We start from the raw sequence: 25,191 nt of genomic DNA on the forward strand, positions 1-25,191 counted from the left end.
AAGTACGTCCAGTACGAGGCCGATCCTCCGCCTTGCGATGCACGGCACCAGACGCCGCGGGCTGATCCGCGAAGATCGACCGGACAGGACCTAGAGCGCTCCCTTGCGCGTGAGGTGGCTGAAGCTCAGCCAGCCGGGCAGCACGGGCAGCCACAGCGTCAGCAGCCGGTAGAGGAGCACGGCGGGCGCGGCGACCTCCTTCGGCAGCCCGACCGCCAGCAGACCCAGCGTCAGCGCGCCCTCGACCGCGCCCACACCGCCCGGCGTCGGCGCGGCCGAGCCCAGCGCGTTGCCCGCCAGGAAGACCACCGCGATGCTCGCGTAGCTGAGCTGCTGATTGCCGTTGTCGAACGCCCGGATCGAGGCGTCCAGACACATCACGAACACACCCGTCAGTAGCAGCATCCCGCCGATGCCGGTGAGCAGCTTCATCGGCCGCTGGAGTACGTCGAGCATGCGGGGCACCACCCCGGCGAACAGCGAGCGCAGCCGCGTCACCAGGAACTTCCGCAGGAACGGGATCGCGGTCACGACCAGCACCAGCACCGCGACCGTCAGCAGACCCGCGATCACCGTCCTGGACGGGGTGAGCGACGTCGACTTCTCCGTACCGGTGAGATAGCCGAAGGACAGCAGCAGCAGGATGTGCGCGCCGAGCCCGAAGAGCTGCGACGCGCCGACACTGGCGACGGCGAGCCCCGGGCGTACCCCCGCGCGCTGGAGGAAGCGCGTGTTCAGCGCCACGCCACCGACCGCCGCGGGTGTGACGATCTTGACGAAGGAGCCGGCGACCTGCGCGACGACCGTACGCCGGAAGGGCACCCGTTCCGGTACGAAGCCCAGCAGGCTCATCGCCGCCGCGACATAACTGAGCGCCGAGAACGCCACGGCCGCGGCCACCCAGCCCCAGTGCGCCCGGCTGATGACCGTGCCGAAGTCCACCTGCGTGATGGTGGTGAGCAGGAAGTACGCGGCGACGGCCCCGGCGATGAAGCTGAGCAGCGTACGGGGCTTGATGCGCTCCAGCCGGACCGGCTCGACCGGCGCCTGCGGCCGGATCCGCAGCACCTGCTTGCGCATCTGGGAGAGCAGATCCTCCTCGCGCGCCTCGTCGAGGGCCTCGTCTATGGCGCGCTTCTCCGCCTGCTTCTCCGCGCGCAGGGATCTTCGTACGGCCTTGCGGTCGCCGTCCACCGCGGCGGCCTCCGCCACCTTGGCGCGCTTGTTCGCCTCGGACGCCTCAAGTACGGCCTCGCGCTCGCGCTGCGACCGCTCACGGGCGAGCCGGCGCAGCGTCGCGCGCGTGGAGCGGCTGAGCGCGATCGGCTGGAGGAGCGGCAGACAGTCGGCGATGGCGTCGGGCCCGAGGACCTCGACCGCCGCGGCCACCGAGCGCTCCGCGCCCACTCGCAGCCCCATCGTCGTGAGCAGCTGGGCGGTGTCCATCCGCAGCACCAGATCGCCCGCGGCGATCTCGCCGCCGCGCAGCTCGGTGAGGATCACCTTGCCGGAACGGTCCACCAGCAGCGCGTCGCCGGTGAGCCTGCGGTGCGCGATCCGGCGCGACTGGAGCGCCTTGACCTGGCGCCAGGCACCCCGTACCAGCTCGTCGGTGATCTCCTCGTCCGGCAGCGAGTCAAGCGACCGGCCGCCCAGGTGCTCGTACACGAGCATGACGGCGTCGGGGCCCAGCTCCGAGGTGGCGATCAGCTTGGGGGCGTTGGCCCCGGCGGCGATGGCCGCGTACGCGAGCAGCGCTTCCTGTTCGAGCGCCTGGCGCAGGGAGGGGATGGACCGGCGGGTGGTGATGGAGCGCAGTGTCAGCTGCCGCCAGACCCGGTAGAAGAAGCCCTGCGCCTGCTGTTCGCGGTCGACGACGGTGACATCCAGCGGCGGACCGTCCTCCAGGGAGACCAGATAGCGGCGGCCCCGGTCGCCCTGCTCGGCGGAGTCGGCGACATCCTCGGCGCGCATCGCGTTGACCGGACGGAAGCCGACATGGCGCAGACCCGCCATCAGGGTCTGCCCGGTGGGGCGTACGTTGGGCGAGCCGACGGTGTAGAGCGTGCCGTACGCGACGCTCCAGCCGATCAGTACCGTCAGGATGATCGAGAACGGTGTGGTGTACCCCGCGACCAGCATCGCGAAGGCGTCGAGCAGCAGCACCACCCACAGCACGACCCGCCAGCGGGGTCTGCGTGCCATCCCGACGGCCGTCATATACGCGATGACGGGCGCCAGATAGCCATGGACGGGGTCGGTGAGCCCGGCGCCCGCCTGGGGGCGGGTCAGCGCGTCCTGGATCGACTCCGGGGCGGCTCTGGCGACCCAGAGATCGATGGCGAGGGTGACGCCGTGTGCCAGGACGGCGGCGAGCACCCCGTCCGCGATCCGCAGTCCGTCACGTTTGATCAGCCGTTCGATCGCGAAGGCGACCGGGACGAGCAGCACGGCGATGCTCGACACCAGGCCGGCCACCTTGACCATCAGGTCGGGTGCCTGGCCCGTGCCCTTGCTGATGTCCTGTTCCAGACCGGAGGTCGTGCCGTGGGCGAAGGCGGAGAGTCCGAGGACGAGGGCGATGGCGAGGACGCCGATGAGCAGACGCAGCAGATCGGAGGGGCGGTGGACGCGGGCCGAGAGCAGCGGCTCGTCGCCGGAGACCCGGTCGGCGCGGGTGGCGCCGGTGGCGCAGTGCTCGCCGTCGAATGCAAGGCTGTCGCCGGCGTCCGGCCCGGCGTCCGGCCCGGAGCCAGGACCGATGCCCGTGCCGTCCGCGTCAGGGCGCGACTCAGCGCCAGAGGTGGGCGTCGCCGCCTGAGGCCGCACGTCCCGCTCCTCTGTCGAATCCGTCTCTTCTTGATCTCGTATCACCAGTCACCGCCCGGATGATGGTGGCACGAGCCGCCGACAGACGGGGGCATCAGGGTGCATTGCGGGGACCGCGTGCGCGCGAGATGCGTCCCTTTGTGTGCGTACGTACATACGGTGACCACGCGTACGCGCTCCGATGCGGGGTCGGCGTGGCCCCTCGCGGCCGGGCGGGGCCGCTGTCGGTGGGGTGCGGCAGGATGGACCGGATGAGGAGCGAGGAGTCCCGGAAGCCGACCATGAACGCGAGCGGCGGAGTGAGCGCAGACGCGGAGGGCGACGCGAGCGCCGGAGTGAGCGCCGACGCGGAGGGCGAGGCGAGCACGGACGCGGAGGGCGAGGCGGCGCGGCTGCCCGACTACGCGGAGCGCGTGCTGGACGTGGCCGAGCTGATCCCGCCCGGCCGGGTCATGACCTACGGCGATATCGCGGAGTGGCTCGGCGAGGGCGGCCCGCGCCAGGTCGGCCGCGCCATGGCGCTCTACGGCGGGGCCGTGCCCTGGTGGCGCGTGGTCAGGTCCGACGGCGTACTGCTGCCGGGACACGAACTGAGCGCGCTGGACCACTACCGCGAGGAGGGCACACCCCTGCGCCTCGCCGCGCGGAGCGCCGAGGGGCATGTGCCGCGCCTGGACATGAAGCGGGCGCGCTGGGACGGCGCGGACACGGGCGAGGGGGCTCACATATGACAGCTTCCGCCATCCGGGCGTCCGACGGGCCGGGCGCCGCCTTCGTGGCCGCACATGAGGATGACGGAGCGGAGCGCATGCGTCCCGGCCGCCCGACGGCGTAGCGTCACCGGCACGCGCCACACGCGCCCCGGCCGGGGCACGGGCCACCGTCAGCGCCCCCGGCACCGTCACCACCAGCACCTCCTCCAGGACCGGCGAACCACGTGAGCTCCTCCTCTTCCACCGGGCGTACCCCGCACCGTCGGGTACGGCAGCGGACTCCGGGCGCGTACCGACTGGTGCGTACCCCGCCGGTCCCGGTGGACCCTCCTTGGCTGGACGCAGCGCAGCGCGGGGTGGTTGACCATGAGACCGGACCGTTGCTTGTGCTGGCCGGTCCCGGTACGGGCAAGACCACGACGCTCGTGGAGTCGGTCGCCGCACGGGTCGGCCGGGGCGTCGACCCCGAACGGATCCTGGTGCTGACGTTCAGCCGCAGGGCCGCCGTGGAACTGCGCGACCGGATGGCGGTCAGGCTCGGCGGCAGACGCGGCCCGCAGGCGACCACCTTCCACTCCTTCTGCTACGCCCTGATCCGCGCCCATCAGGAGGCCGAACTCTTCACCGAGCCGCTGCGGCTGCTCTCCGGTCCCGAGCAGGACGTCGCCGTACGCGATCTCCTCGCGGGCCAGCTCGACCTGGAGCGTGCGGGGCGCGGTCGCGTCCGGTGGCCGGACGAACTGCGGGCGTGCCTCACCACGCGCGGCTTCGCCGACGAGGTACGGGCCGTGCTCGCGCGCAGCAGGGAACTGGGGCTCGGCCCCGACGCGCTGGCCGTCTTCGCGCGGCGCACGGGCCGTCCCGACTGGTCGGCCGCGGCGGCCTTCCTCGCCGAATATCTGGACAACCTGGATATGCAGGGGGTGCTCGACTACGCGGAGCTGGTCCACCGGGCGGTACTGCTGGCGGCCCGCCCGGAGGTCGGGGCGCGGCTGATGGAGCGGTACGACGCGGTGTTCGTCGACGAGTACCAGGACACCGACCCGGCGCAGGTCCGGCTGTTGCGCGCGCTGGCGGGACAGGGGCGCACGCTGGTCGCCTTCGGCGATCCGGACCAGTCGATCTACGCCTTCCGCGGTGCCGATGTGAACGGCATCCTCGACTTCCCCTACGCCTTTCCGCGGCGGGACGGCCGGCCGGCGCCGGTGGAGGTCCTGATCACCTCCCGGCGCTCCGGTGCTCGACTGCTGGCGGCGACCCGGCTGCTGACCCGCCGTATGCCGCTTCCCCGGCTGCCCGCGGAGAAGGTACGGGTCCATCGCGAGCCGGCGACGGTGCGCGAGGGCGGCACGGTCGAGACGTACACGTTCCCGACGCCGTCGACGGAGCTGGACAACATCGCGGACATCCTGCGCCGCGCGCATCTGGAGGACGGCGTTCCGTGGCGCGACATGGCGGTGCTGGTGCGCGCGGGCGGCCGTACGATCCCGTCGATCCGGCGCGCCCTGACCTCGGCGGGCGTCCCCCTGGAGATAGACGGCGACGATCTTCCCCTGCGCCATGAACCGGCGGTGGCTCCGCTGCTGACGGCGCTGCGAGCGGTGGCGGAGGCGGCGGTCCGCCGGCCGCCGCGGGATGTGAAGGGCGGGGATACGGCGGTGGTTGCCGCGCAGGAGGCCGCGCCCGGCGCGCAGGGCGACGGCGGGGCCGGGGTGGCGGACGCGGCCGAGGCCCCTGGTCCCGTCGTTCCCGTCGTTCCCGTCGCTCCCGTCGTTCCCGTCACTCCTGTCACCTCCTGGCTCGATGTCGAGACGGCTCTCGTCCTCCTCACCTCTCCCCTCGGCGGTATGGACGCCGCCGATCTCCGTCGGCTCGGCCGGGCGTTGCGCGACGAGGAACGGGCCGGTGGCAACCGGCTGCCCGCCGCGTCGGACGCGCTGCTCGCGCGGGCGCTCGCCGAGCCCGAGCGGCTCGTGGCGCACGACCCCGCGTACGCCCGTGGCGCGCAGCGGCTCGGCGCGCTGCTGCGCAAGGCGCGCGAGCTGCTCGAAGGCGGCGGCACCGCCGAGGAGGCCCTGTGGGAGCTGTGGGACGGCACCCCCTGGCCGGGCCGGCTCGAACGCTCCGCGCTGCGCGGGGGCGCGGGCGGCCGTAACGCCGACCGCGATCTCGACGCCGTGTGCGCCCTCTTCGACGCCGCCGCGCGCGCAGAGGAACGCACCGGCGGCCGGGGCGCGCTGAACTTCCTGGAGGAGCTCGACGCCCAGGACATCGCCGCCGACACGCTCAGCCGCAGGGCCGTACGCCCCGACGCCGTACGGCTGATGACGGCGCACCGCTCGAAGGGGCTCGAATGGCGCCTTGTCGTCGTCGCCGGTGTGCAGGAGGGCCTCTGGCCCGATCTGCGGCGGCGCGGCTCCCTCCTGGAGGCGGACAGGATCGGCCGCGACGGACTGGCCGAGCCCCTTTCCCCCGGCGCGCTCCTCACGGAGGAGCGCAGGCTGTTCTATGTGGCGGCGACCCGCGCCCGCGACCGGCTGGTCGTGACCGCCGTCAAGGCCCCGGCCGACGACGGCGACCAGCCCTCCCGTTTCCTCACCGAACTCGGTGTGGAGCCCAGGGACATCACCGGCCGCCCCCGCCGCCCGCTCGCCGTCGCCGCGCTCGTCGCCGAACTGCGCGCCACCACGGTCGACCCGGAGGCGTCCCCGGCGCTCCGTGACGCCGCCGCCCGCCGGCTCGCCCGGCTCGCGGCGCTCAGCGACGAGGACGGCCAGGCGCTCGTCCCGGCCGCGCATCCGGACCGCTGGTGGGGCCTGTACCAGCCGACCCACAGCACGGTCCCGCTGCGCGACCGTGACCAGCCCGTCGCGCTCTCCGGCAGCGCCCTCGACCAACTGGCGAACACCTGCGCGCTCCAGTGGTTCCTGGGACGCGAGGTGAGGGCGGACGCGCCCGCCACCTCCGCCCAGGGCTTCGGCAACGTCGTCCATGTCCTGGCCGACGAGGTGGCGTCCGGCCGCACCCCCGCCGATCTCGATGTCCTGATGGAGCGGCTGGACTCCGTATGGGACGCGCTCGCCTTCGACGCACCCTGGAAGTCCCAGCAGGAGAAGACGCAGGCGAGGGTCGCGCTCGAACGCTTTCTGCGCTGGCACGTCATGGACCGCGGCCGTACGCCCGCCACCACGGAGCACGGATTCGACGTCACCCTCGAAGCGGGCGCGTACGAGGTGCGCATCCGGGGCTCCATGGACCGGGTCGAGCAGGACGCGGAAGGCCGCGCCTATGTCGTCGACTTCAAGACCGGGAAGCAGGCCCCGACCAAGGACGAGGTCGCCCGCCACCCCCAGCTCGCCGTCTATCAGCTGGCAGTACGCGAAGGCGCGCTGGACGAGATCTTCGACGGCCGCCGCCCGGAGCCGGGCGGCGCGGAACTCGTACAGCTGCGCCAGGCCGCGCCGAAGAAGGAGGGCGGCGAGGAACTCCCCAAGATCCAGGCCCAGGAGCCGTTGGCGGGGGAGTGGGTGGGCGAACTCCTGACGACCGCGGCCGGCCGCGTACTCGACGAACGCTTCACCCCGACCACGGGCCAGCACTGCGGCCACTGCGCGTTCCGCGCGTCGTGCAGCGCGCAGCCGGAGGGGCAGCAGGTCGTGGAATGAGGATAAGGTGACAAATTAACTCGCATGGGCGAATATCTCTGAGGTCGGACCGTTCTGGGGCTGGGCCCACCTGCCGGTCTGTACGGTTTCCGCATGGAGACATATCCCCTGGTCGAAGCCCGCAACCAGCTCGGGCAGCTCATCGGCCGAGTGCGGTACGGCCACGCGGAGATCGTGATCACCGAATACGGCCGGCCTGCGGCTGCCCTGGTGTCGATAGAGGAACTGGAAGAGCTGCGTCGCATCCGCGACGAGGTCGATATCGCGGAACTCAAGGCGCGCAAGGCCGAGCCCGGTGTGACGATGACGCATGACGAGTTCATGGCCCAACTGGAAGCCGAAGAGGCCCAGGCACTTGCGTCATGACGTACACCATGGTGTGGAAAGAACGTGCCATGGCCGAGTACCGCCGATTACAGCAGATCGACCCCATTGGAGCGAAGAACTGTGTGGTAGCGGTACGTGCACTGGCGGACGACCCGTGTCCTGAAGCGGCCCGGCAGATGGGCTCCTCGGGCTTCTGGCGGCTGCCGGTCGGTGACTGGCGTGTGCTCTACGAGGTGGACGGCGGGACCATCAGCGTCCTCGTCATAATGGTCGGCCGCGTCACCTGAGGCCGCGCCCGCGAGGCCGCCCCAGCCCACTGTCAGTGGTGCCGGATAGCCTCCCTCGGGTGTCCGTACATCTCACCGATCCCGAGCAGCTCAAGGAGCTTCTCGGCATCCCCTTCACCCCGGAGCAGACGGCCTGCATCACCGCGCCGCCCGCCCCGCAGGTCATCGTGGCCGGAGCCGGTTCCGGGAAGACGACGGTGATGGCCGCCCGGGTGGTGTGGCTGGTGGGCAGTGGACAGGTCGCCCCCGAGCAGGTCCTCGGGCTGACGTTCACCAACAAGGCGGCGGGTGAGCTGGCCGAGCGGGTGCGCAAGGCGCTCGTACGGGCCGGGGTCACCGACCCCGACGTCATCGACCCCGAGCACCCTCCCGGCGAGCCCAGCATCTCCACGTACCACGCCTTCGCGGGCCGGCTGCTCACCGACCACGGTCTGCGGATCGGTCTGGAGCCGACCGCCCGGCTGCTCGCGGACGCCACCCGCTTCCAGCTCGCCGCGCGGGTGCTGCGGGACGCGCCTGGACCGTATCCCGCGCTGACCAAGACGCTTCCCGCGCTGGTCAGCGATCTGCTCGCGCTCGACGCCGAGTTGGCCGAGCATCTTGTCGGGCCCGCTCGGCTCGGCGCGTACGACACCGACCTGCTGCGCACCCTGGAGGGCGCGCGGCTCAGCAACGCCGAGCTGCGCAAGGTCCCCGAGACCGCCGTCGCCCGCGCCGAACTGCTCGAACTGGTCGGGCGCTACCGCGCCGCCAAGCGCGCCCGCGACCTCCTCGACTTCGGCGACCAGATCGCCCTCTCCGCCCAACTCGCCACCACCAGGCCCGAGGTCGGCGCCCTCCTCCGGGAGGAGTTCCGGGTCGTCCTGCTCGACGAGTACCAGGACACGTCGGTCGCGCAGCGGCTCCTGCTCTCCGGGCTCTTCGGCGGCGGCACGGGACACGCGGTCACCGCGGTCGGCGACCCCTGTCAGGCGATCTATGGCTGGCGCGGCGCCTCCGTCGCCAATCTGGACGACTTCCCCGCGCACTTCCCGTACGCCGGCGGCCGCCCGGCGGCCCGCTTCTCCCTCAGCGAGAATCGCCGCAGCGGCGGCCGTCTCCTGGACCTCGCCAACGGCCTCGCGGCACCGCTGCGCGCGATGCACGAGGGCGTGGAGGCGCTGCGCCCGGCTCCCGGCGCCGAGCGCGACGGCGGGGTGCGCTGCGCGCTGCTGCGTACGCACGCGGAGGAGATCGACTGGCTCGCGGACTCGATCGCCCATCTGGTGCGTACGGGCAAGGAGCCCGCCGAGATCGCCGTGCTGTGCCGTACGGCCGGGGACTTCCCGCGGATCCAGGGCGCCCTGGTGGCCCGCGATGTGCCCGTCGAGGTCGTCGGCCTCTCCGGGCTGCTCCATCTCCCCGAGGTGGCCGACCTCGTGGCGATGTGCGAGGTCCTTCAGGACCCCGGAGCCAACGCCTCCCTCGTACGGCTGCTCACCGGACCTCGCTGGCGCATCGGCCCGCGCGATCTGGCGCTGCTCGGCCGCCGGGCCCGGCTGCTCGTCCACCGGGGTACCGGCGCGGACGGGGACGACGATCCCGACGCGCGGCTGGCCGCGGCGGTCGAGGGCACCGACCCCGCCGAGGTGATCTCGCTCGCCGACGCCCTGGACACCTTCCTGGAGTCGGCGGGCACGCCGGAGGACGGACTGCCCTTTTCCGCCGCCGCCCGGGTCCGGTTCGCCCGGCTCGCCACCGAACTGCGCGAGCTGCGCCGGTCGCTCGCGGACCCCCTGATGGACGTCCTGCACCGGGTCCTGGCCACGACCGGCCTTGAGGTCGAGCTCTCCGCCTCCCCGCACGCACTGGCCGCCCGCCGCCGGGAGACGCTGGGCAACTTCCTCGACATCGCCGCGTCGTTCGCCGCGCTGGACGGTGAGGCCGGGCTGCTGGCCTTCCTGGGATTCCTGCGTACGGCAGCGCAGTACGAGAAGGGTCTGGACAACGCGCTGCCCGGCGGCGAGAACACGGTGAAGGTCCTGACCGCCCACAAGTCCAAGGGCCTGGAGTGGGATGTCGTCGCCGTGCCGGGGCTGGTCGCCGGACAGTTCCCCAACGCCAAGGCGCGCGAGGCCTGGACCTCCCAGCCGAAGGTCCTTCCGCACGCGCTGCGCGGCGACGCGCCGACCCTGCCGGAGATCACGTCCTGGGACGCGAAGGGGCTCAAGTCCTTCAAGGAGGCGATGAAGGCGCATCAGCACACCGAAGAGCTGCGCCTCGGTTATGTCACCTTCACGCGCCCGCGCTCGCTGCTGCTCGGCTCGGGTCACTGGTGGGGGCCCACGCAGAAGCGCCCGAGGGGCCCGTCCGATTTCCTGCACGCGCTGTACGACCACTGCGCGGCGGGCTTCGGCGAGATCGAGGTGTGGGCGGACGAACCGGAGGAGTCGGAGGACAACCCCGCCCTGCGGACGGAGGGTGTCTCCCACGCCTGGCCGCTTCCGTTGGACGGGGCGTCCCTGACCCGCCGGCGCGCGGCGGCGGACACGGTGCTGGCGTATCTGGAGGAGCTGGGGAGCGACGTAGACGGGCCGGTCGGGCCGGTCGGGTCTGCCGGGTCTTCCGGGTCGGTCGGGTCGGCCGGGTCTTCCGGGTCGGCTGACTCGATCGATGAGCCCGACGTTCCGGAGCCGTACGTTCCGGAGCGGTACGTCGCTGACCTCGCCGACCCGTTCGACGGCGATCCGCCGGACGAGGACGCGGATGGGGATGAGGACGGGGACGGGGACGGGGATCTGTCCGACTGGGACGCCTGGACGGCCGCCCCCGCTGCCGCCGATCCCGCCGCCGACCCTTCCATCGCCGTCCCCGGCCCCCGGCGGGCCGGGGAGACGCCCTCCGACCCACCACCCTCCGACCGCCCCCACCTCACCCCGGAGGAGATCCGTACCCTCGCCTCCTGGGACCGCGATCTCGATGCCCTCGCCGGTGAGCTGCGCCGCGCCCGCACCACCGTCCGCGATGTCCCCGTACCGCCGTCACTCTCCGCCTCCCAGCTGCTGCGGCTCGCCGCCGACCCCGACGGCTTCGCCCATGAGCTTGCGCGGCCCATGCCGCGTCCGCCGCGGCCCGCCGCCCGCAGGGGCACGCGGTTCCACGCCTGGGTGGAGTCGCGGTTCGAGGAGCTGCCGCTTCCGATGCTCGGCCCCGACGAGCTGCCCGGCGGCGAGGACGACGAGCCGGAGATCGCGGACGAACGCGATCTGGCGGCGCTCAAGGAGGCGTTCGAGCTCACGCCGTACGCCCGGCGCACGCCGTACCGCGTGGAGGCATCGTTCCAGCTCACCCTCGCGGGCCGGGTGATCCGGGGCCGTATCGACGCCGTCTACCGCACTGCCCGGACCGACCCCGAGACCGGCGCGGAGACCTTCACCTACGAGATCGTCGACTGGAAGACCGGTCGCACCGGGACCGCCGACCCCCTCCAGCTCGCCATCTACCGGCTGGCCTGGGCCGAGCGGCACGGCCTCCCGCCGGCCGCGGTCACGGCGACCTTCCTGTATGTCAGGACAGGGGAGGTCGTCCGCCCCGAAGGCCTCCCCGGCCGCCCGGAGCTGGAGCGCCTGCTCACCGAAGCCCCGGACGGCCCGGACAGCCCCGCGGAGTCCGCCCCGGAAGGTATGCACGAGACCCGGGACACACCCACGGAAGAGCGATCCTCACAACCGGCAGACGGGACCGCGCTCTGAGCCCGTTAGGCTCGACATCATGAGCGACACTCCGGACAGCGTCGTCCGTACGTACATCCAGACCCACCGCGCCGCCTTCCTCGCCGACCTCGCCGACTGGCTGCGCATCCCCTCCGTATCCGCCCACCCCGACCACGACGCTGACGTGCGGCGCAGTGCCGACTGGCTCGCCGCGAAGCTCAAGGAGACCGGTTTTCCGGTCACCGAGATCTGGGACACCCCGGGCGCCCCCGCCGTTTTCGCGGAGTGGCCCTCCGAGGACCCGGACGCCCCGACCGTGCTGGTCTACGGCCACCACGACGTCCAGCCCGCCGCCCGCGAGGACGGCTGGCACACCGACCCCTTCGAGCCGGTCGTACGGGACGGCCGTCTGTACGCGCGCGGCGCCGCAGACGACAAGGGGCAGGTCTTCTTCCACACACTCGGCGTACGCGCGCATCTCGCCGCCACCGGCCGCACCACCCCCGCCGTCCACCTCAAGCTCCTCGTCGAGGGCGAGGAGGAATCGGGCTCCCCGCACTTCCGCGCACTGGCCGAGGAACGGGCCGGCCGCCTCGCCGCCGATGTCGTGATCGTCTCGGACACGGGCATGTGGTCGGAGGACACCCCGACCGTCTGCACCGGTATGCGCGGACTCGCCGACTGCGAGATCGAGCTGTACGGCCCCGACCAGGACATCCACTCCGGTTCCTTCGGCGGAGCCGTCCCGAACCCGGCCACCGTCGCCGCCCGCCTCGTCGCCGCCCTGCACGACGAGCACGAGCGCGTCACGGTCCCCGGCTTCTACGACGGTGTGGCCGAGCTGACCGAGGCCGAGCGCGCCCTGATCGCGGAGCTGCCGTTCGACGAGGAGGAATGGCTCCGTACGGCGAAGTCGCACGGCACCCTCGGCGAGGCGGGCTTCTCCACCCTGGAGCGCGTCTGGGCCCGCCCGACCGCCGAGGTCAACGGCATCGGCGGGGGCTACCAAGGCCCCGGCGGCAAGACGATCATTCCGTCCTCCGCGCAGCTGAAGCTCTCGTTCCGGCTGGTCGCGGGGCAGGACCCGGACCGTATCGAGCGGTCCGTACGCGACTGGGCGGAGGCCAGGATCCCGGCCGGCATCCGGCACAAGATCAGCTTCGGCGCGGCCACGCGTCCCTGTCTGACCCCGCTGGACCACCCCGCCCTCCAGTCGCTCGTCCGGGCCATGGGCCGCGCCTTCGGCCGGAAGATCCGCTTCACCCGGGAGGGCGGTTCAGGACCGGCCGCCGATCTCCAGGACGTGCTCGGTGCCCCGGTGCTCTTCCTGGGCATCTCCGTACCGTCCGACGGCTGGCACGCGCCGAACGAGAAGGTGGAACTCGACCTGCTTCTCAAAGGTGTGGAGACCACGGCCCACCTCTGGAGCGAGCTGGGCGCCCCCGAGCGGGACTCGCACCGCACGACCTAGGCCCGCCGCACACTCCGCTGATCAGAAACCCTATCCATCCGGGGGAGTTGGAAGTACCTGTGAGCACCATCAGCAGTGACGCCATCGCACACCGACCCATCGGCCTCACCGCTCCCAGCGGTATCGACCGCGCGGCCCACCACCGTCTCGACGAGGCCTGGCTGGCGGCTGCCTGGAGCCATCCCACGACCCGCGTCTTCGTGGTGTCGGGCGGCCAGGTGCTGATCGACGACACCCCTGACGGGCGTACCGAACTGGTCATGACCCCGTCCTTCGAGGCCCCCCTCACCGAGACCCACCGCTACTTCCTCGGTACGGACCAGGAGGGCGTCCGCTACTTCGCGCTCCAGAAGGACTCGCTCCCGGGACGGATGGACCAGTCGGCGCGGCCCGCGGGGCTGCGCGAGGCCGGGATGCTGCTCTCCCCGCGCGACGCGGGCCTGATGGTGCACGCGGTGGCGCTGGAGAACTGGCAGCGGCTGCACCGCTTCTGCTCCCGCTGCGGCGAGCGCACCGTGATCGCGGCGGCCGGCCATATCCGCCGCTGCCAGGCCTGCGGCGCCGAGCACTACCCCCGTACCGACCCCGCGGTGATCATGCTCGTCACCGACGAGAACGACCGCGCGCTGCTGGGCCGCCAGGTGCACTGGCCCGAGGGCCGCTTCTCCACGCTGGCGGGCTTCGTGGAGCCCGGCGAGTCGATCGAGACGTCGGTGGCCCGCGAGGTCTTCGAGGAGGCGGGGATCACCGTCGGCGAGGTCGAGTACATCGCCAGCCAGCCGTGGCCGTTCCCGTCGAGCCTGATGCTGGGCTTCATGGCCCGCGCCACATCGTCCGAGATCACGGTGGACGGCGAGGAGATCGAGGAGGCGCGCTGGTTCTCCCGGGAGGATCTGCGGACCGCGATCGAGACGGGCGAGATCCTTCCCCCGGTCGGCATCTCGATCGCCGCGCGCCTGGTGGAGCTCTGGTACGGCAAGCCTCTGCCGAAGCCGCTACCGAAGCCGCAGCCCCGGCCCTGAGCACCCCGCCTGTCGGTACCGCCGGTCAGTACGGCGGAGCTACGACAGAGCTACGACAGAGCCCCCGCGGACGGTGGTCCGGCGGGGGCTCGTGTCGTGCGGGGCCGTGTCCTCAGACCCCGACCTTCTGCTTGACCTGCGCCAGCGAGGGGTTCGTCAGCGTGGAGCCATCGGGGAACAGCACGGTCGGCACCGTCTGGTTGCCGCCGTTCGCCTTCTCGACGAAGGCCGCCGACTCCGGGTCCTGCTCGATGTTGATCTCGGTGTACGCGATGCCCTCACGGTCCATCTGGCCCTTGAGCCGACGGCAGTATCCGCACCACGTGGTGCTGTACATCGTCACAGTGCCCGGCATGTCCTTCGGCTCCTCTGCCTCGATATCTCGGAGGGTCCCGCTGAACGCGTCGCCCGCATTCTGTCGAACGCGCGTAACACGGCCACCATTCCCGTACGTCTCCCGTACGTCACGAGGCCATCCACAGGGCCGGGCGTACGAACGTATCGATACGACCGGTGCGGCACCCCTGTGGACAACCGCCGCACCTGTCCCGGGAGACCTGGCAGCATGGCGGGGTGACAGCAGCAACGCACTCCTCACTGTTCCCGCGGGAATCCGACGGCGGTCAGATCGTGACCCCGCCGCGCGACGCCGACGCGGTGCTCGACGGGCTCGACCCCGAGCAGCGCGAGGTGGCGACGGCCCTGCACGGTCCGGTGTGCGTGCTGGCCGGCGCCGGCACGGGCAAGACCCGCGCGATCACACACCGGATCGCGTACGGCGTGCGCGCGGGCATCCTCCAGCCCGCCAGCGTGCTGGCCGTCACCTTCACCAACCGCGCCGCGGGCGAGATGCGCGGCAGGCTGCGCCAGCTGGGCGCGGGCGGGGTGCAGGCGCGTACGTTCCACTCGGCGGCGCTGCGCCAGCTCCAGTTCTTCTGGCCCAAGGCGGTCGGCGGAGAGCTGCCGCGGCTGCTGGACCGCAAGGTGCAGCTGGTCGCCGAGTCCGCCGCCCGCTGCCGGATCCGGCTCGACCGCAATGAACTGCGTGATGTCACCGCCGAGATCGAGTGGGCGAAGGTCACCCAGACCGTGCCGGCCGACTATCCGGCCGCCGTGGCCAAGTCCTCCCGCGAGGCCCCGCGGGACGCGGCCGAGATCGGTCAGATCTACGGGATGTACGAGCAGCTGAAGCGTGAGCGCTCGGTGATCGACTTCGAGGATGTCCTGCTGCTCACGGTCGGCATCCTCCAGGACCGCCATGACATCGCCGACCAGATCCGCCGTCAGTACCAGCACTTCGTGGTGGACGAGTACCAGGACGTCAGCCCCCTCCAGCAGCGATTGCTCGATCTGTGGCTGGGGGACCGGGAGAGCCTCTGTGTGGTCGGTGACGCCAGCCAGACCATCTACTCCTTCACCGGCGCCACCCCCGACCATCTGCTGAACTTCCGTACGCGGCATCCGAGCGCCACCGTCGTGAAGCTGGTCCGTGACTACCGCTCCACCCCGCAGGTGGTGCATCTCGCCAACGGCCTGCTCAACCAGGCGCGCGGCCGGGCCGCCGAGCACCGTCTCGAACTGATCTCGCAGCGCGAGCCGGGCCCCGAGCCGGTCCGCACGGAGTACGCGGACGAGCCCGCCGAGGCCGAGGGCACCGCCCGCCGTATCCGCGATCTGATCGCCGCGGGCGTCCCGGCCGGCGAGATCGCGGTGCTGTACCGGATCAACGCCCAGTCGGAGGTCTTTGAACAGGCCCTCGCCGACGCGGGCGTGCCCTACCAGCTGCGTGGCGCCGAGCGATTCTTCGAGCGCCAGGAGGTACGGGAAGCGGGCGCCGCGCTGCGTGGCGCGGCCCGCTTCGGGGGCAACGACTCCTTGCTCGACGATGTGGTCGAGCTGCCGTCGCAGGTGCGGGCGGTGCTCTCCACGAAGGGCTGGACCACCGAACCTCCCGCGGGCTCGGGCGCGGTCCGTGACCGCTGGGAGTCGCTGGCCGCTCTCGTCCGGCTCGCCGAGGACTTCGTACGGGCCAAGCCGTCGGCGACGCTCGCCGATCTGGTGGCCGAGCTGGACGAGCGCGCGGCCGCCCAGCACGCGCCGACCGTGCAGGGCGTCACGCTCGCCTCGCTGCACGCGGCGAAGGGCCTGGAGTGGGACGCGGTGTTCCTGGTCGGTCTCACCGAAGGCATGATGCCGATCACCTACGCCAAGACCGACGAGCAGATCGAGGAGGAGCGCCGGCTTCTCTATGTCGGTGTCACCCGGGCGCGCTCGCATCTCTCCCTCTCCTGGGCGCTCTCCCGCTCTCCGGGCGGCCGGGCCTCCCGGCGGGTCACCCGTTTTCTCCATGGGCTGCGTCCGGGCTCGGTGGCCTCGGACGCCCGGGGCGCGAGGGCGGGGGCCGGCGGTGGCGCGGGTGGGACCGTGGAGCGCGCGGGCGCGACCCGGCGCAAGCGGCGTGGCCCGGTGCTGTGCCGGGTGTGCGGCAAGACGCTCACGGACGCCGGCGAGATGAAGCTGATGCGCTGCGAGGACTGTCCTTCGGACATGGACGAGGCGCTCTACGAGCGGCTGCGCGACTGGCGCGCGGGCCAGGCAGAGCGGCTGAGCCAGCCCGCCTTTTGCGTGTTCACCGACAAAACACTGATGGCGATCGCCGAGGCCGTGCCCGCGAGCGAGGGCGAGCTGGCCGGGATCTCCGGTGTCGGCAGCCGCAAGTTGGACCGGTTCGGAGCCGATGTGCTGGCCATCTGCGCAGGTGAGGAGCGCGCGGAAGCCGATCGGGACAGCTGAGGCAAACTCGACCCAAAAATAGTTTGCGCCCGCCCCGGGAATCCCCATAGGTTCTTAACCACGGAAACAACGGCTTCTCCGAAGCCCTGTTACCGTGCTCTACTTGTCCGCATACGTGTGACGGGCCTTCGGGCCGGTCCTTGAGACGCCGAGAGGAGGCGATTCCAGTGATCAGCATCAACGCCAGCTTTGTCAGCACCGCCAAAATGACCGATCTCTCGGTCGTCTCCGTCTGCCCGCTCGGCTTCTCCGGTTCCGAACTCATCGCCAGTGGTCTGTCCGGCGCCTCCGCCGTTCGTCCCGCAGGTACCTCGGCCCTTCCCGTCCGGGAGCGCGCCGGCGTTGTCCTGGAGCGCAATGAGCGACCGACCAAGGCACTGGAAGCAGGAGTAGCGGCGGCAGAGGCCAAGGCCTATGCCTTCGCGGCGACCGGTGCCGAAACCAAGAAGCAGACGCAGCACCACACGATGTGGGCCTTCCGTGGGCTCGAACCCTGGAGTGATCCAGCCTGATTCACCATCAGGCCGGCGCCTTCAGGGCCGCGGAACCCCACCCGGGATCCGCGGCCCTTCTGTTTGTCCCGAACGGGAGAGACGGAGCGAAGGGGCCTCGGGACACGCACCACCCGGTACCAGCCGACACCCGGCCAACAGGCCGGACCGACCAGACGAGGAACGACACCCCGTGCAACTCGAAGCGCACGCCCCGTCCGTACCGCCTTCCGAGACGATCCCCCCGCCCGGCCCCACGGAGGACTCCACCTTGACCCCGCTGACCGCGCTCACCGCGCTCGACGACGCCATCGAGAACCTCGGCGTACCCGTTCCCTGCCGTGCCTACGACCCGGAGGTCTTCTTCGCCGAGTCCCCGGCCGATGTCGAGTACGCCAAGGCGCTCTGCCGCACCTGCCCGCTGATCGAGGCCTGCCTCGCCGGCGCCAAGGAGCGGCGCGAGCCGTGGGGTGTCTGGGGTGGGGAGCTCTTCGTCCAGGGCGTCGTGGTTGCCCGCAAGCGGCCTCGTGGCCGTCCGCGCAAGAACCCGGTCACGGCATGAACGTCTCCGGAACCATCGACCGCCCCCTCACGCACGATCCCCAGAAGCAGGCTCCGATGACCTCTTCCCCGAGCGAGCCGTCCGGCTCCGCCACCCCAGTTGTCACCACCATGGGCGCGAACGACTCGCGTCAGAACAGGACCCGCGAGATGCAACTCATCCCAGAAGCCCTGGCACGCGCGCATATGAACGAGCGCATGCGGGAAGCCGACGCGGAACGCCGGGCCGTGCGCCTGGTCGCCGCTCGGCGGATGCAGCGCCGCGCCGAGCGCGTATCGATGCGCGCCCGCCGCGCGCTCGCCATGGCCGTTATGCAGTAGGCAACACCTCAGCCGACGCCAGTCGCGCTGTCACTGCGCGGGGGCCGGTCCCGACGGACCGGCCCCCGCGGTGCGTTCTCCCTCCAGCCGGGAGCCGGCCGGGGCTATCGTCGCCACGTGCTCAGTTCTCGCGGGGACGATCCCCGCACCCCGGAACGGCCTGATCGCCCCGAACCGCCGGGCGCCGAGCACGTGGTGTGCGCCCGGTGCGGTGCGAAGGACGAGGGCCCACCGGTCACCTGGAGCTGCTCGGTCGAGGACGGGAGCCGCCAGTACCACTGCGGTGACTGCTCACGCGCCCATATCAGAGCGATCGAGGGCAGGCTCGGCTCCGACCGGTGGTGAGGGCGCCTCTTCCTCCTTGCCCGGCTCGGGCAGGAACCCGGGCAGCCATGCCTCCAGCTCCTCCCGGAGCCGTACCGTCGCGCTCAGCTGACAGAGCACACCGATGGTGCTCAGCGTCACACGGTGGATCAGCAGATACGACGGCGGCAGATTCAGCTGCTTGCCCAATTGATTGGCGGGGGAGCGCGGGTCGGCGATCCGTGCCGCCTGGGCGCGCATCCAGGCGCGGGTGAAGGTGAACTCCTCCACCACCGCGGGCTCGATGATCGGCAGCAGATAGTCGAGCACCGCGTCCGGGTCGAGATCGATGGAGTCCTTGACGAACCCCTCGTCCCGCAGCAGCCCGTACACCGCCTGGGCGTCACCCTCCAGCGCCAACCGCAGCGCCTCACCGATGGTGTCGGGCAGCCCGCCGGGCAGCCGGTCCACCGTGCCGAAGTCCAGCACCCCGAGCCGCAGTTCACCGCTCGGGCCGTCCTCCTCATCCGACCCGGGCAGCAGCCGGAAGTTCCCCGGATGCGGATCCGCGTGCAGCAGACCCGTACGCGCCGGGCCCGAGAAGAGGAACCGCGCCAGCAACTGCCCCGCCCGGTCGCGCTCCTCGGGCGTGCCGTCGGAGATCACCTCCGCCAGCGGTGTCCCGTCGATCCACTCCGTGACCAGCACCTGATCGCCCTGGTGCACCACATCGGGCACCACCACATCCGGATCGTCCGCGAACTCCTCCGCGTGCGCCCGCTGAGCCTCGGCCTCCAGGCCATAGTCCAGCTCCTCGGACACCCGCTCGCGCAACTCGTTGATCAGCGGCTTGATGTCCACGCCCGGGATGAGCGGTCCCAGCAACTTGGCAAAACGGCTCAATTGGGTCAAATCCGACAGCAGTGCCTCACCCGCCCCCGGATACTGCACCTTGACCGCGACCTCGCGCCCGTCGTGCCACACCGCCCGGTGCACCTGGCCGATCGAGGCCGCGGCCGACGGCTTGTCCTCGAACTCCAGGAACAGCTCACGCCACTCCTCGCCCAGCCGCTCCGCCAGCACCGCGTGGACCGTGCGGGTCGGCATCGGCGGCGCCGCTTCCTGGAGCTTGGTGAGCGCCGCCCGATAGGGGCCCGCGATCTCCTCGGGCAGTGCGGACTCGAAGACCGACAGAGCCTGCCCGAACTTCATCGCCCCGCCCTTCAGCTCCCCGAGCACCTTGAAGAGCTGGTCGGCCGTGCGCTGTTGCAGCTCCCGCGCGACGATCTCCGCGGACTTCCCGCCGATGCGCTTGCCGAGCCCCCAGGTGGCCCGGCCTGCGAAGCCCAGCGGCAGCGTGGCCAGCTTCGCGGTACGGGTGACCGCCTTCCGGGGAAGATCAGACATTGAGCCCCTCCTACATCCCAGACAGCCATGCCGCGTACGGCGATTACCCCGCCATTGTGTCCTGCGACGCCCCCGCCCCGGCCATGCGCTCCCCCACTCTTTGGCCCGCCGCTCCGCAGGGGCATTCCGGATGTGGCGCGATCCGCTCCGATCGCCAGTCCAGCAGCGGCAGTGACGCCTCCCATCGCGCACCCGTACTGGCCGGCAGCTCCCCGTCCAGGAACGACAGGGCATGGGCCGCCGCCAGCCCCGCCACCGCCGTGGCCAGCGCCAGATCACAGGCGGGTACGGCGTCGGCGCCGCGCCCCGAGCGCCACTGCGCCAGCATCCTCGGCCATCCCGGATCGCGGTCCGCGCGCTCCCCGGCGATACAGCCCGCGCAGGCCGTGCCGCCCGGCAGCACCAGCGGGCCGACCACACCTGTGGCCTCGATCACTCCCGTATAGAGATGGGGGGTGCCGGTGGAGATCCAGGGCTCGGCCGACGCCGGATCGGGGGCGTAGGCCGCGAGCCCGTCCCGCGGGGCGACGATCACCAGGGAGAGACCCGGCTCACCCTCACCGGCCGACTCCGCCAACTCCGCGGCCCGCGGCGCGCGTCCCGGCGCCGATTTCCGTACCAACTGCCGGGCCGCCGTGTCCCGGCGCTCGCCCACGGAACGCGCGGGCAGCCCGCCGGGTGACACATCCCACACCTGGGCGCACCCGCTGTCCAGCACATCGACCCGCCCGACCCCGGAGGCCGAGAGCACCGCCGCGAGGGCCGCCCCCACCCGCCCGGCGCCCCGGACCCGCACCCGCATCGTGCGACGCGCCGCCAGCCGTCGCGCCCCCGCCCCCGGCTCCGGATGGACGACGGAGAGCGATGCCAGATCGGGCCGCATCCGGTCGAGCACCGCTGTCCGCTTCCGCAGCGCGTCGGCCGCGCCACCGCCCGCGTCCTGATCGTCGATCAGCCCCGCCCTGGTCAGCCGCGTCACCAGTGAATCCGCCAGGCCGTCCGGCAGCCCCATCGCACGGGCCTCCTCCCGCAGCAGTGGCAGCCCGCGAGTCCCGTCCAGCAACTCCAGAAAGCTGCCCGTGGCCGTATCGACCGGACCTACCAGCACCGCGTGCGCGGGGGTGATCCCGAACTGCACGGTCTGCCGCTCCCGCCACGCGCGACGCAGCGCGGGCTTCACCGTCGGATGCATATCGGCCTCCCCGTTCTTCCTTCTTCTCTCGTGCTCTCTGATCACTCCGAAATGTCCAGGGCCCCCGGATTCGTGTTCCCAGAATGCAAGACACCGGTCGACGGTGCGGAAAGTTATCCACAGCGGCCGGCATTAGTCGTTCAAATCCCCTCGCGCAAGAAGTGGATCACGTGAGAACCCTCGCGGAGGCGGGACTTCCTCCACACACAGCGGGTAACGTCGTGGCGTGTCCGCCGATCCCTCCCCTCGCCTCGCGGGGGAGCCCCCATCGCACAGCGCCGGAAGTGACGAGCGGCGCGTGCCGGGCCGCCCGCCCCGCGGCCCGGGGGCCAGCGCTGTCGAGGTCCGCAGGAGCACCCGCCGCAGCAGAACGGTCTCGGCCTACCGGGAGGGCGACCGGACCATCGTGCTCATCCCCGCCCGGATGTCCGAGGCGGAGGAGCGGCGCTGGGTGACGGTGATGCTCGACAAGCTCGCCGCGCAGGAGAGCAAGCGCGTCCTCGGCGACAGCGAGCTGACGGAGCGGGCCGAGCGGCTGTCGGACCAGTACTTCGGCGGCAGGGCCCGGCCCGCCTCGGTCAGATGGGTCACCAATCAGAACACCCGCTGGGGCTCCTGCACCCCCGCCGAGGGCAGCATCCGGTTGTCGCACCGGCTGCAGGGCATGCCGGAGTACGTCGTCGACTACGTACTCGTCCACGAGCTGGCCCATCTGCTCGTGCCCGGACACGGCCCGCGTTTCTGGCGTCTGCTGGAGGCCTACCCCCGTACCGAGCGGGCCCGCGGCTATCTCGAAGGCGTGGTCGCGGCCGACCGGCTGCCCTATCTGCCTGTCGCACGCGGGGAATGACGGCCGCCGACCGCCGGGACCTCTGTCCCATTCGGCGATCCTGTACCGAGTGTGTACCGACTTGGCCGATTGTCAGCCTCAGCCGTTAGCCTGACGCGACGCAATCACCATCCGGATGGGGGACGGTCGTTACGCATGGCCAGGGAATTCCAGCGCGGCCACAAGGCCAAGATCAGTGATCTCACGGCGGGGACGGATCTGTACGTAGGTGTGCAGATCGCCGGCCCCGGGCTGAGCTTCGACATCAGCTGTTTCGGCCTCGACGCCAACGAGCAGCTCTCGGACGACCGTTACTTCATCTTCTTCAATCAGCCGAAGTCACCGGAGGAATCCCTTCAGTTGCTGGGCGCGCAGGCCGGCGACACCGAATCGTTCCGGGTGACCCTGGACCGTATTCCGGCGAATATCCACAAGCTCTCGTTCACCGCCACCCTTGACGGCGCCGGACAGATGTCCCAGGTCGGCCCCGGATACATCCGTATCGTCGCGGGCGGCGAGGAAGTCGTCCGATACGCCTTCACCGGCGCGGAGTTCACCACCGAGCGTGCCGTGATGCTCGGTGACTTCTATCTCAAGGACGTATGGCGGTTCGCCGCCGTCGGCCAGGGCTTCGACGGCGGTCTCGACGCGCTGCTGAAGAACTTCGGCGGCGAGGTCGCCGAGGAGGAGCCGGCCGCGCCGGAGCCGGAGGCCGGTGGGGCGCCGCCCGCCTTCGCACCTCCCGCCTTCGCGCCACCCGCGCAGAACACCCCGCCTCCCGCCTTCGGCGCTCCGGCCGGACCGCCGGCGCCCGCCCCGGTACCGCCGCCTGCCCCAGCCCCCGCCCCGGCGCCCGTGCACAGCGCGCCGACCATCGTGGCGCCGATGACCCCGCCGGGCGGCGCGGTTCCTCCGCCGGCGCCCGCACCGTCCCCGTACGGCCAGCCCGCGCCCGTCCCTGCCCCCGCGCCCTACGGTCAGCCCGCCGCCCCGTTCGGCCAGCCGGCCCCGGCGCCCTACGGTCAGCAGCCGCCGGGACCGCCCCCAGGCGCCCCTCAAGGTGTCCCGCAGGGCGTGCCTCCCGGTGGCGCCGGTCTCCAGGCGGCTCTTCAGCCGTACAGGGAACTGCCCACAGGCCAGCGCTGGACCCCGCAGAACGGCCAGCTGATGCGCGTCGACCTCGGCGAGGGCGGCAGTCCCGTCCTCGCCCGCCAGGGCAGCATGGTGATGTATCAGGGCAAGGTCGACTTCGGCTACAAGGGCGCCGGTTTCGCCGGCCGTCTCGTCGGCAACGCCACCGGCCAGGAGATGCAGCTGATGCGCTGCACCGGCAAGGGACAGGTCTTCCTCGCCGAAGAGGGCGCGCATCTGCACCCGGTCGAGCTCCAGGGCGACGGCATCTGCGTCTCCGCCGAGAACGTCCTCGCCTTCGACGAGAGCCTTCAGTACGAGGTCCGTCGTATCGAGGGCCATGGCATCCCCGGCGGGGCGCTGTTCACCATGCTGTTCCAGGGGACGGGCACGGTGGTGGTGAAGACCCATGGCATCCCGGTGGTCCTGCCCGTCACGCCCACCACCTTCGCCGATTCCAACGCGGTCGTCGCCTGGTCGGCCGCGTCCCAGGTGATCATCTCCAGCCAGGTCAGACTGCGCCGCAACGCGTATCCCGGCCACAGCGGCGAGACCGTGAACCTCCAGTTCCGGGGAGCCCCCGGGAACTTCATCGTCGTCCAGCCGTACGAGGTCTGAGGGAGCCCGGACAATGAACCAGCAGCTCGCGGGCTTTGCCCCCACCCCTGTCGCGGCCCGGATGGAGAACCACGGCCGCGCCATGCTCAAGGTCGCGATGGCCTCGGGCCAGGACCTGTTCGCACGCACCGGCTCGATGATCGCCTACGAGGGCTTCATCCAGTACGAGCCGAACCCGCCCGCCATCCGTCAGCTCGCCTCCCAGTGGGTGACCGGCGAGGGCACGCCCCTGATGAAGTGCTCGGGTGACGGTCTGCTCTATCTCGCCGACTACGGCGCGGATGTCGTGGTCATCAATCTCGACAACGACGCGCTCTCGGTCAACGGCACCAATCTGCTGGCCTTCGACGCGCACCTTCAGTTGGGCGTCGAGCGGGTGAAGGGGCTGGCCAAGTTCGCCGGCCAGGGGCTGTGGAACGTACAGATCTCCGGCACCGGCTGGGTCGCCCTGACCTCGCGCGGTACCCCGATCGTCGTCGACTGCGGCCGGGGCGAGGACGAGACCTATGTGGACCCGGACGCCCTCGTCGCCTGGTCACCGGCTCTGAAGGTGAAGGGCAAGCGCAGCTTCAAGGCATCGGCGCTGATCGGCCGCGGCAGCGGGGAGGCCTACCAGATGGCCTTCTCCGGCTCGGGAATCGTGGTCGTACAGCCCAGCGAGGACAGCACCGACCGCCTGCGGGTCCAGGGCTGAGGGGGGAGAACACACCATGCAGAGTCCGCTTTTCGCCTATACCGAGCAGCAGTCCCAGGACCGCTACGCGGTACAGAACCCGCAGCTGCTGCGGGTCGTGCTCACCGGGCAGGACGATGTCCTCGCCCGCAAGGGCGCGATGGTCGCCTACCAGGGGCTGATCGACTTCGACGGGGAGTATCAGTCGCAGAGCCGGCGCCAGTCCCACGCGCACACCGGTGAGGGACTGGAGCTGATGCGCTGCACCGGACAGGGCACGGTCTTCCTGGCCAATCTCGCCCAGTACATCCATGTGGTGGACGTCGACCACGAGGGAATGACGGTGGACAGCGCCTATGTGCTCGCGCTCGACTCCACGCTGCACACCGAAGTGATCGCGGTGGACAGTCAGTACGGGATCTCCGGCTCGGGCAAGTACCAGCTGAGCATCTCCGGCCGGGGCAAGGTCGCGCTGATGACCTCGGGCCAGCCGCTGATGATGCGGGTCACGCCGGAGACATACGTCAACGCGGACGCCGACGCGGTCGTCGCGTGGTCCTCCGGCCTGCGGGTGCAGATGCAGGCGCAGACGCACTCCTCGGGGGTGCTGCGACGACGCGGCAACACCGGCGAGGGCTGGGAGCTGAGCTTCCTCGGCCAGGGGTACGCGCTGGTCCAGCCCAGCGAGGTCATGCCCCCGCAGCACGCGGTGATCGGGCAGGGCCTCGGGGCTCAGTACGGGGTCGGCCAGCAGGGCGTCCACGGCCAGAACCAGAACAACGTCTGGAGCCGTTGACGCGGGTGAGACGGGACCGGCGGAAGGGGCCGCCCTCATGGGGCCGCCCCTTCTCAGCCGTTCTCCAGTC

Annotated in this window: 19 protein-coding genes; 15 read left to right on the top strand and 4 right to left on the bottom strand. The window is 71.5% G+C overall.

Annotation, left to right across the window (positions count from 1 at the left end; translation table 11 throughout):
• Window positions 1–90 precede the first annotated feature (90 nt).
• Window positions 91–2,829, bottom strand: a complete 2,739-nt coding sequence (locus AB0M67_RS26280) for a lysylphosphatidylglycerol synthase domain-containing protein (protein ID WP_365749253.1) — start codon at window positions 2,827–2,829, stop codon at window positions 91–93.
• Window positions 2,830–3,080: 251 nt separating this feature from the next.
• Between AB0M67_RS26280 and AB0M67_RS26285 the strand changes: the two genes are divergently transcribed.
• The 7 genes from AB0M67_RS26285 to nudC all read left to right on the top strand — a co-directional run bounded on the left by AB0M67_RS26285 (window position 3,081) and on the right by nudC (window position 14,006).
• Window positions 3,081–3,560, top strand: coding sequence for an MGMT family protein (locus AB0M67_RS26285; RefSeq protein ID WP_365749255.1), 480 nt, complete (start codon window positions 3,081–3,083; stop codon window positions 3,558–3,560).
• 206 nt (window positions 3,561–3,766) lie between these two features.
• Window positions 3,767–7,207, top strand: coding sequence for an ATP-dependent DNA helicase (locus tag AB0M67_RS26290; protein WP_365749257.1), 3,441 nt, complete (start codon window positions 3,767–3,769; stop codon window positions 7,205–7,207).
• 93 nt (window positions 7,208–7,300) lie between these two features.
• Entirely contained in the window at window positions 7,301–7,573 is a 273-nt protein-coding gene (locus AB0M67_RS26295; protein WP_365749259.1) for a type II toxin-antitoxin system Phd/YefM family antitoxin, read from the top strand.
• Complete coding sequence (locus AB0M67_RS26300; RefSeq protein ID WP_365749261.1) at window positions 7,570–7,821, top strand: type II toxin-antitoxin system RelE/ParE family toxin; 252 nt, start codon at window positions 7,570–7,572, stop codon at window positions 7,819–7,821. Before AB0M67_RS26295 ends, AB0M67_RS26300 begins: the two co-directional genes overlap by 4 nt.
• 59 nt (window positions 7,822–7,880) lie before the next feature.
• Entirely contained in the window at window positions 7,881–11,552 is a 3,672-nt protein-coding gene (locus tag AB0M67_RS26305) for an ATP-dependent DNA helicase (RefSeq protein ID WP_365749263.1), read from the top strand.
• A 19-nt stretch (window positions 11,553–11,571) separates the two neighbouring features.
• A complete protein-coding gene (locus AB0M67_RS26310) occupies window positions 11,572–12,984 on the top strand; it encodes a dipeptidase (RefSeq protein WP_365749265.1) in 1,413 nt (470 codons plus the stop codon).
• A 59-nt stretch (window positions 12,985–13,043) separates the two neighbouring features.
• Window positions 13,044–14,006, top strand: coding sequence for an NAD(+) diphosphatase (gene nudC, locus AB0M67_RS26315; protein WP_365749267.1), 963 nt, complete (start codon window positions 13,044–13,046; stop codon window positions 14,004–14,006).
• A gap of 112 nt (window positions 14,007–14,118) precedes the next feature.
• On the opposite strand, the gene AB0M67_RS26320 is transcribed toward nudC, so the two are convergent.
• On the bottom strand, window positions 14,119–14,361 hold the full coding sequence (locus AB0M67_RS26320; RefSeq protein WP_249954276.1) for a mycoredoxin: 243 nt from the start codon (window positions 14,359–14,361) through the stop codon (window positions 14,119–14,121).
• A gap of 218 nt (window positions 14,362–14,579) precedes the next feature.
• On the opposite strand from AB0M67_RS26320, the gene AB0M67_RS26325 reads away from it, so the two are divergent.
• The 4 genes from AB0M67_RS26325 to AB0M67_RS26340 all read left to right on the top strand — a co-directional run bounded on the left by AB0M67_RS26325 (window position 14,580) and on the right by AB0M67_RS26340 (window position 18,172).
• A complete protein-coding gene (locus tag AB0M67_RS26325) occupies window positions 14,580–16,799 on the top strand; it encodes an ATP-dependent DNA helicase UvrD2 (RefSeq protein WP_365749269.1) in 2,220 nt (739 codons plus the stop codon).
• 167 nt (window positions 16,800–16,966) lie between these two features.
• A complete protein-coding gene (locus tag AB0M67_RS26330; RefSeq protein ID WP_365749271.1) occupies window positions 16,967–17,311 on the top strand; it encodes a hypothetical protein in 345 nt (114 codons plus the stop codon).
• Window positions 17,312–17,483: 172 nt separating this feature from the next.
• Window positions 17,484–17,852: a WhiB family transcriptional regulator gene (locus AB0M67_RS26335; protein ID WP_365749272.1), complete on the top strand. Its 369-nt coding sequence runs from the start codon at window positions 17,484–17,486 to the stop codon at window positions 17,850–17,852.
• A complete protein-coding gene (locus AB0M67_RS26340) occupies window positions 17,849–18,172 on the top strand; it encodes a hypothetical protein (RefSeq protein WP_249954279.1) in 324 nt (107 codons plus the stop codon). The genes AB0M67_RS26335 and AB0M67_RS26340 overlap by 4 nt, the downstream gene beginning before the upstream one ends.
• A gap of 291 nt (window positions 18,173–18,463) precedes the next feature.
• Here AB0M67_RS26340 and AB0M67_RS26345 read toward each other — a convergent pair whose 3' ends face one another.
• On the bottom strand, window positions 18,464–19,882 hold the full coding sequence (locus tag AB0M67_RS26345) for an AarF/ABC1/UbiB kinase family protein (RefSeq protein WP_365749274.1): 1,419 nt from the start codon (window positions 19,880–19,882) through the stop codon (window positions 18,464–18,466).
• A 43-nt stretch (window positions 19,883–19,925) separates the two neighbouring features.
• Window positions 19,926–21,074: a TOMM precursor leader peptide-binding protein gene (locus AB0M67_RS26350; protein WP_365749276.1), complete on the bottom strand. Its 1,149-nt coding sequence runs from the start codon at window positions 21,072–21,074 to the stop codon at window positions 19,926–19,928.
• Window positions 21,075–21,300: 226 nt separating this feature from the next.
• Here AB0M67_RS26350 and AB0M67_RS26355 point away from each other — a divergent pair, with 226 nt between their 5' ends.
• From AB0M67_RS26355 to AB0M67_RS26370, 4 genes are all read left to right on the top strand, one after another.
• Window positions 21,301–21,924, top strand: coding sequence for a M48 family metallopeptidase (locus AB0M67_RS26355; protein WP_365749278.1), 624 nt, complete (start codon window positions 21,301–21,303; stop codon window positions 21,922–21,924).
• 135 nt (window positions 21,925–22,059) lie between these two features.
• Window positions 22,060–23,652: a TerD family protein gene (locus AB0M67_RS26360; RefSeq protein ID WP_365749280.1), complete on the top strand. Its 1,593-nt coding sequence runs from the start codon at window positions 22,060–22,062 to the stop codon at window positions 23,650–23,652.
• Window positions 23,653–23,665: 13 nt separating this feature from the next.
• The gene (locus AB0M67_RS26365) at window positions 23,666–24,346 is read left to right on the top strand and encodes an AIM24 family protein (protein WP_365749282.1); all 681 of its coding nucleotides are present in this window, start codon (window positions 23,666–23,668) and stop codon (window positions 24,344–24,346) included.
• Between the two features lie 16 nt (window positions 24,347–24,362).
• Entirely contained in the window at window positions 24,363–25,121 is a 759-nt protein-coding gene (locus tag AB0M67_RS26370; protein ID WP_365749284.1) for an AIM24 family protein, read from the top strand.
• Window positions 25,122–25,191 lie beyond the last annotated feature (70 nt).

It is taken from the genome of Streptomyces sp. NPDC051662 (assembly GCF_040681655.1).
Taxonomy (GTDB): Bacteria; Actinomycetota; Actinomycetes; order Streptomycetales; family Streptomycetaceae; genus Streptomyces.

Bases quoted from the DNA above. Each gene is read 5' to 3' on its own strand.
- AB0M67_RS26285 (WP_365749255.1), top strand. From the start codon at position 3,081: ATGAGGAGCGAGGAGTCCCGGAAGCCGACCATGAACGCGAGCGGCGGA.
- AB0M67_RS26295 (WP_365749259.1), top strand. From the start codon at position 7,301: ATGGAGACATATCCCCTGGTCGAAGCCCGCAACCAGCTCGGGCAGCTC.
- AB0M67_RS26300 (WP_365749261.1), top strand. From the start codon at position 7,570: ATGACGTACACCATGGTGTGGAAAGAACGTGCCATGGCCGAGTACCGC.
- AB0M67_RS26310 (WP_365749265.1), top strand. From the start codon at position 11,572: ATGAGCGACACTCCGGACAGCGTCGTCCGTACGTACATCCAGACCCAC.
- AB0M67_RS26320 (WP_249954276.1), bottom strand. From the start codon at position 14,361: ATGCCGGGCACTGTGACGATGTACAGCACCACGTGGTGCGGATACTGC.
- AB0M67_RS26340 (WP_249954279.1), top strand. From the start codon at position 17,849: ATGAACGTCTCCGGAACCATCGACCGCCCCCTCACGCACGATCCCCAG.
- AB0M67_RS26345 (WP_365749274.1), bottom strand. From the start codon at position 19,882: ATGTCTGATCTTCCCCGGAAGGCGGTCACCCGTACCGCGAAGCTGGCC.
- AB0M67_RS26350 (WP_365749276.1), bottom strand. From the start codon at position 21,074: ATGCATCCGACGGTGAAGCCCGCGCTGCGTCGCGCGTGGCGGGAGCGG.
- AB0M67_RS26360 (WP_365749280.1), top strand. From the start codon at position 22,060: ATGGCCAGGGAATTCCAGCGCGGCCACAAGGCCAAGATCAGTGATCTC.
- AB0M67_RS26365 (WP_365749282.1), top strand. From the start codon at position 23,666: ATGAACCAGCAGCTCGCGGGCTTTGCCCCCACCCCTGTCGCGGCCCGG.
- AB0M67_RS26370 (WP_365749284.1), top strand. From the start codon at position 24,363: ATGCAGAGTCCGCTTTTCGCCTATACCGAGCAGCAGTCCCAGGACCGC.